Raw genomic sequence first — 12,337 nt, forward strand, 5'->3', positions numbered from 1 at the left:
TGTTTGTAACTGAACTCGCCTTTTTCGACTTGGTCGACCACGGCCAATTTAAAAGCGAGGGAATAATCCCGTTGAGTTCGTTTGGTTGTTGATTTCATTACACTCTCCAAATAAAGATTGAAAAGTGTCAACGCTATTTAGGACGGGTCATGCGGGATAAAAAAAGCGCCCTAGGGCGCTTTTTAATGCTTAAGACAGTGAGCTTAGCGTTTGTCTTGCTTAACAAAATCACGTGCAGTTTCGCCAGTATATAGCTGACGTGGACGGCTGATTTTGTGGCCTGGTTGATCTAACATTTCTTTCCAGTGTGCAATCCAGCCTACAGTACGTGCCAGTGCGAATAGCACAGTGAACATACTGGTTGGAATACCAATGGCCTTCATGATGATGCCAGAGTAGAAGTCAACGTTTGGATAGAGCTTCTTAGAAATGAAATATTCATCTTCAAGGGCAATACGCTCAAGTTCCATGGCCACATCCAATAACGGATCTTTGACCTTCAGTTCTTTCAGTACTTCGTGACAGGTTTCACGCATCACTTTGGCACGTGGGTCAAAGTTTTTGTAAACACGGTGTCCAAAGCCCATCAGTCGGAATGGATCATTCTTGTCTTTCGCACGTTCAATGAATTCAGGAATACGGTCAACTGAACCGATTTCTTCCAACATTTGTAGGCAAGCTTCGTTAGCGCCGCCATGGGCAGGGCCCCAAAGTGAAGCGATACCCGCTGCGATACACGCAAATGGATTAGCCCCTGAAGAACCGGCTAAACGTACAGTCGAAGTTGATGCGTTTTGTTCATGATCCGCATGTAAAATGAAGATCCTGTCCATCGCACGTTCAACGATTGGGTTAACTTTGTACTCTTCGCATGGCACTGCAAACATCATGCTTAAGAAGTTGCCCGCATAGCTTAAGTCATTACGTGGGTAAACGAATGGCTGGCCTGAGGAATACTTGTAGCACATAGCGGCAATCGTTGGCATTTTGGAGACTAAACGATAAGCGGCGATTTCGCGGTGGTGCGGATCGTTGACATCGAGTGAGTCTTGATAAAATGCAGACAATGCACCAGTTACACCACATAACATCGCCATAGGATGAGCATCACGACGGAAGCCTCTAAAGAAGAAGGCTAGTTGCTCATGGACCATAGTGTGGTTTTTAACCGTATGTACAAACTCAGCATATTGCTCTGTCGTCGGCAGTTCACCGTAAAGCAGCAGATAACACAGGTCTAGGTAATCGGAGTCAACGGCGAGTTGCTCAATTGGATAGCCACGGTGTAACAATATACCTTGATCGCCATCGATATAGGTAATTGCAGATTCACAGGAGGCTGTCGCGAGAAAACCTGGATCAAAAGTAAAGTAACCTTTGCTGCCAAGTTTACTGATATCGATTACGTCAAAACCAGCGGTTCCCTGCTTTACTGGCAATTCTATCGAGTCGTTCCCTGGTAATTCTAATTTGGCTTTTAAATCAGCCATACCCCGTTCTCCTTACTTCATTCTTATCTGTGAGTGCGGCATGTCAAACCGCCATTACTTTACAGCTATTCTAGATCACATTTCAATTTAAATAAGCGTTTAAATTTGTTAGACCATGGTATAAAACGCTTTACTTTCCTTGCTGCAACTGGCACTTACGCCAAAAAGTCGTCAAAAAAACATAATTTGCATTCTGTGATGTTTGTATTTGACATTTGCCGCGAGTATACTTGCCTCCGCCCAATAAGGGCCACAAACAACGATTATAAAGTACCCTTAGTTTACATGTTAAATAAGAGCGTGCTCAGATAGTTAACTGTTTGTTTAAACTTTGCTTTTGTGTTTACTTTTGCTGTGATTTACCTCTCGGTTTAAAGTTTGTACAAAAGCGGTTCACATAACAAAAAAAATGCTCAATGGAGCTGAGTGAGCAGAACGTGAAAAAGCAAAGACCTGTCCATTTAGATCTGCAGACCATTCGCTTTCCTGCAACAGCGATTGTGTCAATTCTTCACCGTGTTTCCGGTGTCATCATGCTGTTTGCTGTTGGCATTCTTATTTGGTTGCTAAATTCATCTTTAGCCTCCGCTGAAAGTTTTGCTGGCGTACAATCTCTCTTCGATAACTTCGTTGTGAAGTTCATCATGTGGGGCATTTTGACAGCACTGGCTTATCACTTATTCGGTGGCCTGCGCCACTTAGTAATGGATACCGGTCGTTGGGAAGAGTTGGCTTCGGGTACCGCATCAGCGAAAGCTGTTTTTGTATTAACGGTAGCCTTTTCAATTTTAGCGGGGATGTGGGTATGGTAACCAATGCAGCAAGTTTTGGACGCAGTGGTGTTCATGACTTTATTCTACTACGCGCTAGTGCAGTGATCCTCGCCTGTTATACCATTTTCATGGTTGGCTTTATTGCATGTAGTTCCCCTCTCACCTACGACGTTTGGCATGGCCTATTTAGTGCTCTGCCGATGAAAGTGTTCACACTGCTTGCACTGGTGGCATTGCTTATTCACGCTTGGATTGGTGTATGGCAAGTGCTGACAGATTACGTCAAGTGCACGTCATTACGTGGTGTTTTACAGTTCACCTTTGTCGTTACCGTATTTTGCTATTTAGCGGCCGGCATTGTTATTGTGTGGGGTGTCTAAGTGAGTATTCCAGTACGCGAATTTGATGCTGTGGTGATCGGCGCTGGTGGTGCGGGTATGCGCGCAGCACTGCAGATCTCCAAAGAAGGTAAGAGCTGTGCGCTTTTATCAAAAGTATTCCCAACCCGTTCTCATACTGTTTCTGCGCAGGGTGGTATCACCGTTGCGTTAGGTAACGCCCATGAGGATCATTGGGAACAACATATGTACGATACCGTTAAAGGTTCCGATTTTATCGGTGACCAAGACGCTATCGAATTTATGTGTCAAACCGGTCCAGAAGCCATTATCGAACTCGAGCATATGGGTTTACCTTTTTCTCGTTTCGAGAACGGCAAGATTTATCAACGTCCTTTCGGTGGCCAATCTAGAAACTTTGGTGGCGAGCAAGCGGCACGTACTGCGGCAGCTGCCGACCGTACCGGTCATGCTTTACTCCACTGCTTATACCAACAAAACGTGAAGCACAAGACGCAAGTCTTCTCAGAATGGTATGCATTAGATTTGGTTAAAAACGATGATGGCGTCGTTGTGGGTTGTACTGCGATTGAAATCGAAACCGGTGAGATCGTTTATTTCAAAGCCAAGGCGACTGTACTTGCGACAGGCGGTGCGGGTCGTATTTATGCGTCTACGACAAACGCACATATCAATACCGGTGACGGTGTCGGTATGGCAATGCGTGCTGGCGTGCAAATGCAGGATATGGAAATGTGGCAATTCCACCCAACGGGCATCGCCGGTGCGGGTGTACTTGTGACTGAAGGCTGTCGCGGTGAAGGCGGTTACCTGCTGAACAAAGACGGCGAGCGTTTTATGGAGCGCTATGCGCCTAACGCGAAGGATTTAGCATCCCGTGACGTGGTAGCACGTTCTATGATGACTGAGATCCGCGAAGGTCGTGGTTTAGATGGCCCATTAGGCCCACACTGCTTACTGAAGCTCGACCACTTAGGTAAAGAAACCTTAGAAGCACGTTTACCAGGTGTGTGTGAATTGTCTCGTACCTTTGCCCATATCGATCCGGCCGATGGTCCAATCCCAGTATTGCCAACCTGTCATTATATGATGGGCGGTCTACCTACTAAGGTCAGCGGTCAAGTGGTTCGCAAGAACGAAGATGGCAGCGAGCAAGATGTGGTTGGTTTGTTTGCAGTGGGTGAAATTGCCTGTGTATCTGTACACGGTGCTAACCGTTTAGGCGGTAACTCATTGCTTGACTTGGTGGTGTTTGGTCGTGCAGCGGGTCAACATTTAGGTAAGGCTCTCGATGAGACCGCCGATCCTAAAGATGCCACCGATGCGGATATTCAAGCGTCACTCGCACGCCTGAACCGTTGGGAAAACAACAAAGACGGTGAAGACCCAACGCAAATCCGTAAGGATTTACAACTTTGCATGCAATTAAACTTCTCTGTATTCCGTCGTGGCGATGCTATGGCTGAAGGTTTAGAGCAGTTGAAAGCGATCCGTAAGCGTTTAGAAAATGCTAAGTTGTCTGATAACTCTCGTGAATTCAATACTCAACGTATCGAATGTTTAGAGTTAGATAACTTAATGGCAACGGCGATTGCGACCGCTTATGCCGCTAACTTCCGTACTGAGAGCCGCGGCGCTCACTCACGTGAAGATTATTTAGAGCGTGATGATGAAAATTGGTTATGCCACAGCTTGTTTGACCCTGTGAGCGAAACCATGGACCGTCGTGCTGTAAATATGGCGCCTAAGTTACGTGAAGCATTCCCGCCGAAGAAACGTACCTACTAGGAGTTGCAAAGATGAAATTGGAATTTGCAGTTTATCGCTACAATCCTGATGTAGATACTAAACCATACATGCAGGATTACAGCTTAGAAGTGGCTGAAGGCTCAGACATGATGGTGCTCGATGCACTGATCAAGTTAAAAGAGCAAGATCCATCCTTAGCGTTTCGTCGTTCATGCCGTGAAGGCGTGTGTGGTAGCGACGGCGTTAATATGAATGGTAAAAACGGTTTAGCTTGTATTACGCCAATCTCTACCTTTAAGGGTAAGAAATTGGAAATCCGTCCGCTGCCAGGTATGCCAGTGGTACGTGATTTAGTGGTTGATTTAACTCAATTCTACAAGCAATACGAGAAGATCAAGCCTTATCTCATCAATGATGAGAAGATGCCAGCCCGTGAACACTTACAGTCGCCTGAACAGCGTGCGCATTTAGATGGTCTGTACGAATGTATCATGTGTGCTTGTTGTTCTACGGCTTGTCCATCGTTCTGGTGGAATCCTGATAAGTTTATCGGTCCTAGCGGTCTGCTACATGCTTACCGTTTCTTGATCGACAGCCGCGATACAGCGACAGAAGAACGTCTTTCTGAGCTGGACGACGCCTATAGCGTGTTCCGTTGCCATGGCATCATGAACTGTGTTGACGTCTGTCCAAAAGGACTTAATCCGACTAAAGCAATTGGTCATATTAAGTCTATGCTGCTTAAGCGAGCTGTGTAATGCGAGAACCCGAGCTGAAACCAATAATAATATAGCTCTTGAAGAGTCACTTTCTGGTAGCAGAAGGTGACTCTTTTGCGTATGTAATGGAAGACAACGCGCCGTATATCTGGACATCTAGGGGCGGCAGAAATTATGCGTCGATGCTCATCGCAACAGATTGCATATTCAATACTATGGCTAAGCACGTGTATAAAGTTTGAAAGGAATAGAAATGCACCAAGGCATCATGAAAGCCTGGCTCGAATCATCTCACTTAAGTGGTGCAAATTCGACCTACGTAGAAGAGATGTATGAAGCCTATCAAGAAGACCCACAGTCAGTCTCTGACGATTGGCGTGCGGTATTTGATAATCTCCCTCCGGTGAACGGTGCCTCAATAGATGCGCCTGAAGCTGCTCACTCAAAAGTACGTGATTATTTCCGCAGTTTAGCCCTTGAAGGACGCCATAAGAGCTCGGCTCGTGTGACCGATCCTGAAATGGATGCTAAGCAAGTTAAAGTCCTGCAGCTGATCAATGCCCATCGTTTCCGTGGTCACCAAGGTGCTAACCTTGATCCCCTCGAACTGTGGAAACGTGAACCTGTCGCCGATTTAGATCCTGCTTTCCATGGTCTGACTAAAGAAGACATGGAACGCGAGTTCAATACCGGTTCTTTCGCCCACGGCGGCGAAACCATGAAGCTGGCGGATTTAGTCAAGGCGCTAAAAGCCACTTACTGTGGTTCTATCGGTGCCGAATACATGCATATTACTGACACCGATGAGAAGCGTTGGATCCAACAACGCCTCGAGCCGTCTTTAGGTAAAGCTAACTACGATAAAAGTGTTAAGACCCGTATTCTCGAAGGCTTAAATGCCGCCGAAGGTATTGAAAAATACCTAGGGGCTAAATTCCCTGGTGCAAAACGCTTCTCCTTAGAAGGCGGTGATGCTCTAGTGCCTATGATGCGTGAAATGATTTATCGCGCAGGTGAAGCCGGTACTAAGGAAATTGTTGTCGGAATGGCGCACCGCGGACGTCTAAACCTGTTAGTCAACATATTAGGTAAGCGTCCTGCCGATTTGTTCGACGAGTTTGCGGGTAAGCACAACGACAATTTAGGCTCGGGTGACGTTAAGTACCATCAAGGTTTCTCCTCTGATTTCGAAACGCCGGGCGGCAACGTGCATTTAGCACTGGCCTTCAACCCATCGCACCTTGAAATTGTGAACCCTGTGGTGATTGGTTCTGTACGTGCGCGCCAAGACCGTCGCGGTTGTAAGGATGGCTTACAAGTCATGCCTATTACTATTCACGGTGACTCTGCAATCGCGGGTCAAGGGATAGTACAAGAGACATTCAACATGTCTCAGACCCGTGGCTTTAAAGTGGGCGGTAGTATTCGCATCGTAGTGAACAACCAGGTGGGCTTCACGACGTCTAACCATGCGGATGTGCGTTCGACTGAATACTGTACTGATATCGCTAAGATGGTTCAGGCACCGATTTTCCATGTAAACTCCGACGATCCTGAAGCTGTGGCCTTTGTGTCTCAGCTGGCAGTCGATTATCGTAACGAGTTTAAACGTGATGTGGTGGTTGAATTAGTCTGTTATCGCCGTCATGGCCATAACGAAGCCGATGAGCCGAGTGCGACTCAGCCGCTGATGTATGCCAAGATTAAGAAACACCCAACTCCACGTAAGATTTATGCAGACAAGTTAATCGCTGAAAACGTGATCGCTGCCGATGATGTGACTGGTTTAGTCAATAATTACCGTGATGCACTCGATCAAGGTGATTGTGTGGTCAAAGAATGGCGCCCAATGACACTCCATTCCGTTGACTGGACACCGTATATCGGTCGCGAGTGGGACGAAGCGTATCAAGCCTCTATGTCGGCCGAACGTCTACAAAGTCTGGCTGACAAGCTGAGCTATGTGCCTGAAAGTCATCCATTGCAATCACGGGTTGCTAAGATTTATAGCGACCGTTTAGCGATGGCCAAAGGTGAGAAGTTACTCGATTGGGGCTTTGCAGAAACGCTGGCTTATGCCTCGATTCTGGAAGACAACAAACGTGTGCGTATCACAGGTCAGGATTCTGGCCGTGGCACTTTCTTCCATCGTCATGCTGTGCTGCACAATCAAAACGATGGCACCACTTACATGCCACTGCGCAATATTGCCGATGATCAAGGCCCAATCGATATTACTGACTCAGTCTTATCTGAAGCCTCAGTGCTGGCGTTTGAGTATGGTTATGCCACGGCAGAACCCGGTGGTTTAACGATTTGGGAAGCCCAGTTTGGTGACTTTGCGAACTGTGCCCAAGTGGTAATCGACCAATTCCTATCGTCCGGTGAGCAGAAGTGGGGCCGTTTATGTGGTCTGACTATGCTGTTACCGCACGGTTATGAAGGTCAGGGACCTGAGCATTCAAGCGCCCGTTTAGAGCGTTTCTTGCAGATGTGTGCTAACCACAACATGCAAGTATGTGTACCTTCAACTCCGGCACAGGTTTACCATATGCTGCGCCGCCAAGTGGTGCGTCCTATGCGTCGTCCTTTGGTGGTTATGTCACCTAAGTCATTGCTTCGTCATCCATTAGCGGTTTCAAGCATGGAAGAATTAGCCAATGGTAGTTTCCAAAATGTGATCGGTGAAATCGACACCTTGGAAGCGAGCAAGGTTGATCGCGTCGTCTTCTGTAGTGGCAAAGTTTACTTCGAGCTATTGGAAAAACGTCGTAAAGAAAATATCACTAACGTAGCGCTTATTCGTGTCGAACAGTTATATCCGTTCCCACATGATGAAATGGTCGTTGCTTTGGCTGATTTCCAACATGTGAAAGATTTCGTTTGGTGTCAGGAAGAACCGCAAAACCAAGGTGCTTGGTATTCTAGCCAACATCACTTCTGGGCTGCGATTCCTGCGGGTGCACAGTTAACCTACGCGGGTCGTGAAGCTTCGGCTGCACCTGCCTGTGGTTATCCAGAATTGCACGCACATCAGCAAGAATCTTTAGTAAACAGTGCCCTAAAACTCACAACCACACTGTAGTAATAGACATTTTATAAAAGGATAGTTTTTCATGAGTATCGAAATCAAGGTACCCGTACTACCAGAATCTGTTGCCGATGCCACGATTGCCACTTGGCATGTGAAAGTGGGCGAGCACGTTTCTCGTGATCAAAACCTGGTTGATATTGAAACCGATAAAGTGGTTCTTGAAGTGGTTGCACCGGAAGATGGCCACATCGGTGAGTTTCTGTTCCAAGAGGGCGACACCGTTCTTGGCGAACAAGTGATTGCAAAATTCATCGCCGGTGCGGTTTCTGGTCAAGAAGTGACTAAAGCCCAAGCCGAAGCGGCTGCGCCCGTTGCTGCAAGCGAAGAAAGCAACGATGCCTTAAGCCCTTCAGTACGTCGTTTACTGGCTGAGCACAATGTGGATGCCAGCAAAGTAAAAGGCACGGGTGTGGGTGGTCGTATCACTAAAGAAGACGTTGAAGCCTATGTAAAATCTGCGCCAAAGGCCGCAGTGGTAGCGGCTGCGCCCGTAGTTGCACCTCTTGCTGCGGGCCGTAGCGAGAAGCGTGTTCCTATGACTCGCCTGCGTAAGACAATTGCTAATCGTCTATTAGAAGCGAAAAACTCTACCGCCATGCTCACCACGTTCAACGAAGTGAACATGAAGCCCATCATGGATATCCGTAAGCAATATCAAGATATCTTTGAAAAGCGCCATGGTATTCGTTTAGGTTTTATGTCTTTCTACGTGAAAGCCGTGACCGAAGCGCTGAAACGTTTCCCTGAAGTGAACGCGTCAATCGATGGCGATGATATTATTTATCACAATTACTTCGATGTGAGCATTGCCGTCTCTACACCACGTGGTCTAGTAACGCCAGTGCTGCGTGATACCGATACTATGAGCCTCGCTGAAATCGAAAAAGCAGTACGCGATCTGGCGATCAAAGGCCGTGATGGCAAGCTGACGGTTGCTGATATGACCGGCGGTAACTTCACTGTGACTAACGGTGGTGTTTTCGGTTCACTGATGTCTACACCGATTCTTAACCTGCCACAAAGCGCGATTTTAGGCATGCATGCCATTAAAGATCGCCCAATGGCAGTCAATGGTCAGGTTGAAATTCTGCCCATGATGTACCTAGCACTCTCATATGACCATCGTATTGTTGATGGCCGTGAGTCTGTTGGTTTCTTGGTTGCGATTAAAGACTTCCTAGAAGACCCAACACGTCTGCTGCTCGATCTATAAGAAAAAGCCAGACATACCCTCGTGACTGGCCCTAAGGGCCAGTTGGATTTGATTAGAAGTATACGGATAGATCATCATGAATTTGCATGAGTATCAGGCAAAATCCCTATTTGCCGAATATGGTTTACCAGTGTCAGAAGGTTTTGCATGTGATACAGCCCAAGAAGCTGTAGAAGCGGCGGGCCGTATTGGCGGAAATTTATGGGTTGTTAAGTGTCAAGTACACGCAGGCGGCCGCGGTAAAGCGGGTGGCGTAAAAGTCACTGGCGATAAAGAAGAAATCAGAGCCTTTGCCGAACACTGGTTAGGCAAAAATCTGGTGACTTATCAAACGGATGAGAAAGGTCAGCCAGTTGCTAAGATTTTAGTAGAAAGCTGCACCGACATCGCTAACGAACTGTACTTAGGCGCAGTCGTTGACCGTAGCACACGCCGCGTCGTGTTTATGGCGTCAACTGAAGGCGGCGTTGAGATTGAGAAAGTGGCAGAAGAAACGCCAGAACTCATTCACAAAGCGATCATCGATCCGCTGACAGGCCCACAGCCATATCAAGCCCGTGATCTTGGCTTCAAACTGGGTTTGAACCCAACTCAAATGAAACAGTTCACTAAGATCTTTATGGGTCTAGCGACTATGTTTGTTGATCATGATTTCGCATTATTAGAAATCAACCCTCTGGTTATCACCACTGAAGGTAACCTGCACTGCCTAGACGGTAAAATTGGTATCGATGGTAACGCACTGTTCCGTCAACCTAAAGTCAAAGCAATGCACGATCCATCACAGGATGACGCCCGTGAAGCCCACGCCGCTATGTTCGAACTGAACTATGTGGCATTAGACGGTAACGTTGGCTGTATGGTGAACGGTGCTGGTCTGGCTATGGGTACTATGGATATCGTTAACTTGCACGGTGGCAAGCCAGCGAACTTCCTAGACGTAGGCGGCGGCGCGACCAAAGAACGCGTTGCTGAAGCATTCAAGATCATTCTGTCTGACAGCAATGTGAAAGCGGTTCTGGTTAACATCTTCGGCGGTATAGTACGTTGTGACATGATTGCAGAAGGTATCATCGGCGCTGTTAAAGAAGTGGGCGTAAAAGTACCTGTTGTTGTGCGTTTAGAAGGTACTAACGCTGAGCTTGGCCGTGAAGTTCTGGCACAATCTGGTCTTGATATCATTGCAGCTACCAGTCTGACTGATGCGGCTGAGCAAGTAGTTAAAGCTGCGGAGGGCAAATAATGTCTGTCTTAATCAATAAAGATACCAAGGTAATCTGCCAAGGTTTTACCGGTGGTCAAGGTACATTCCACTCACAGCAAGCTATCGATTACGGTACGCAAATGGTGGGCGGTGTGTCTCCAGGTAAAGGCGGTAGCGAGCACTTAGGTCTGCCAGTGTTTAACACTGTGAAAGACGCCGTTGCTGCGACTGGCGCGACTGCATCTGTGATCTACGTTCCAGCTCCTTTCTGTAAAGACGCTATCCTCGAAGCTATCGACGGTGGTATTGAGCTTATCGTTTGTATCACTGAAGGCATTCCTACACTGGATATGCTGCAAGTGAAAGTGAAGCTAGAAGAAACTGGCGTTCGCATGATCGGTCCAAACTGCCCAGGTGTTATCACTCCAGGTGAATGTAAGATCGGCATCATGCCAGGTCACATCCACTTAAAAGGTAAAGTGGGTATCGTTTCTCGTTCAGGTACGCTGACCTATGAAGCGGTTAAGCAAACGACTGATGAAGGTTTCGGCCAATCTACTTGCGTAGGTATCGGTGGTGACCCAATCCCAGGTACTAACTTCATCGACGTATTGGAAATGTTCCAAAACGATCCTCAGACTGAAGCGATCGTGATGATCGGTGAAATCGGTGGTACTGCTGAAGAAGAAGCGGCTGCTTATATCAAAGCTCACGTGACTAAGCCTGTGGTTTCTTACATTGCTGGTGTAACTGCACCTGCTGGTAAGCGTATGGGTCATGCTGGTGCGATCATTGCTGGCGGTAAAGGTACAGCTGCCGACAAATTTGCTGCATTAGAAGCAGCGGGCGTGACAACTGTCCGCTCGTTAGCTGATATCGGCAAAGCGCTGCGTGCTAAAACGGGTTGGTAATCACCGTTGAAACACAAAAAGGCGCCTAGGGCGCCTTTTTTATTGCTGCTGTTTAGCGATTCTTAGGCTTAATGTTCGGGATGAAACTGACATAACACCATGAAGGCTAGATATTTTTTCTTCTACGGGTTAGATTGGACATTCTCTACTCGGCACTTGCTTGCGCAATGGGTGAGCATAGGGTGAGTGGAGCCATTAACCATAATCACAGGGATTATGGTTTCAGCGCTGTTCCTGCAAAATATCTTGAATTCAAATTTATGTCACACGATTGCCGCCTTTGGCTGCGAGTGAATTTTTATCGGGCTTATCCCATTGGGGGAGGGTAAGTCACGGGGTCGATATTTACCTGTGTCATGGGGTAAACATCTATTTTTTATGAGGGAAAACTGTGAAAATACCTAAAATCATTATTTCGGAAATCGACTTAGAAAGACTTGAGCGATTATTGGAGTCACTGCCGGCAAATGCGTTTCCGGGCAAAGCGGCATTGGAGGCTGAATTAGACAGAGCCGATATTGTGCCTGCGTCGCAGATGCCAGCGAATGTGGTCACCATGAATTCGGAAGTGAAATTTAGTGTGTCATCCAGCAACGACACCTTTTGTTTGCGTTTAGTTTATCCTGAGGATGCGACGGGTGAGGGCACCATTTCCATCCTTGCTCCCGTGGGCAGCGCATTATTAGGGCTGGCCCAAGGTGATGAGATTGAATGGCCTGGCCCTGGTGGTTCTATGGTAAAAGTGCGCATCGAAGAAATCCTGTACCAGCCTGAGCGTAGCGGCGATCTGCACCGCTAATAATATCGAAACGCAATCACTCATAC

The 12,337-nt window shown here is 47.2% G+C and carries 10 protein-coding genes; 9 read left to right on the forward strand and 1 reads right to left on the reverse strand.

Features of this window, described 5'->3' with window-relative positions:
- Positions 1–203: 203 nt before the first annotated feature.
- Positions 204–1,490 carry a citrate synthase gene (locus tag SOHN41_RS07825; protein ID WP_007647504.1) on the reverse strand — a complete coding sequence of 429 codons (1,287 nt, stop codon included), beginning with the start codon at positions 1,488–1,490 and terminating at the stop codon, positions 204–206.
- Positions 1,491–1,906: 416 nt separating this feature from the next.
- Here SOHN41_RS07825 and sdhC point away from each other — a divergent pair, with 416 nt between their 5' ends.
- The 9 genes from sdhC to rnk all read left to right on the forward strand — a co-directional run bounded on the left by sdhC (position 1,907) and on the right by rnk (position 12,311).
- Positions 1,907–2,302, forward strand: a complete 396-nt coding sequence (gene sdhC / locus SOHN41_RS07830; protein WP_007647505.1) for a succinate dehydrogenase cytochrome b556 subunit — start codon at positions 1,907–1,909, stop codon at positions 2,300–2,302.
- Positions 2,296–2,643: a succinate dehydrogenase, hydrophobic membrane anchor protein gene (gene sdhD / locus SOHN41_RS07835; protein WP_007647507.1), complete on the forward strand. Its 348-nt coding sequence runs from the start codon at positions 2,296–2,298 to the stop codon at positions 2,641–2,643. The genes sdhC and sdhD overlap by 7 nt, the downstream gene beginning before the upstream one ends.
- Complete coding sequence (gene sdhA, locus SOHN41_RS07840; RefSeq protein WP_007647508.1) at positions 2,644–4,410, forward strand: succinate dehydrogenase flavoprotein subunit; 1,767 nt, start codon at positions 2,644–2,646, stop codon at positions 4,408–4,410.
- Between the two features lie 11 nt (positions 4,411–4,421).
- A complete protein-coding gene (locus tag SOHN41_RS07845) occupies positions 4,422–5,129 on the forward strand; it encodes a succinate dehydrogenase iron-sulfur subunit (RefSeq protein ID WP_007647509.1) in 708 nt (235 codons plus the stop codon).
- Positions 5,130–5,343: 214 nt separating this feature from the next.
- The gene (gene sucA / locus SOHN41_RS07850) at positions 5,344–8,175 is read left to right on the forward strand and encodes a 2-oxoglutarate dehydrogenase E1 component (RefSeq protein WP_007647510.1); all 2,832 of its coding nucleotides are present in this window, start codon (positions 5,344–5,346) and stop codon (positions 8,173–8,175) included.
- Between the two features lie 31 nt (positions 8,176–8,206).
- Positions 8,207–9,397 carry a 2-oxoglutarate dehydrogenase complex dihydrolipoyllysine-residue succinyltransferase gene (gene odhB / locus SOHN41_RS07855; protein WP_007647511.1) on the forward strand — a complete coding sequence of 397 codons (1,191 nt, stop codon included), beginning with the start codon at positions 8,207–8,209 and terminating at the stop codon, positions 9,395–9,397.
- Positions 9,398–9,473: 76 nt separating this feature from the next.
- The gene (gene sucC, locus SOHN41_RS07860) at positions 9,474–10,640 is read left to right on the forward strand and encodes an ADP-forming succinate--CoA ligase subunit beta (protein ID WP_007647513.1); all 1,167 of its coding nucleotides are present in this window, start codon (positions 9,474–9,476) and stop codon (positions 10,638–10,640) included.
- Complete coding sequence (gene sucD, locus SOHN41_RS07865) at positions 10,640–11,512, forward strand: succinate--CoA ligase subunit alpha (RefSeq protein WP_007647520.1); 873 nt, start codon at positions 10,640–10,642, stop codon at positions 11,510–11,512. Before sucC ends, sucD begins: the two co-directional genes overlap by 1 nt.
- A 391-nt stretch (positions 11,513–11,903) precedes the next feature.
- Positions 11,904–12,311 (forward strand): nucleoside diphosphate kinase regulator, encoded by a 408-nt coding sequence (gene rnk / locus SOHN41_RS07870; RefSeq protein ID WP_007647523.1) that lies wholly within the window; start codon positions 11,904–11,906, stop codon positions 12,309–12,311.
- Positions 12,312–12,337: the final 26 nt, after the last annotated feature.

This window comes from Shewanella sp. HN-41, from assembly GCF_000217915.1.
GTDB lineage: Bacteria > Pseudomonadota > Gammaproteobacteria > Enterobacterales > Shewanellaceae > Shewanella.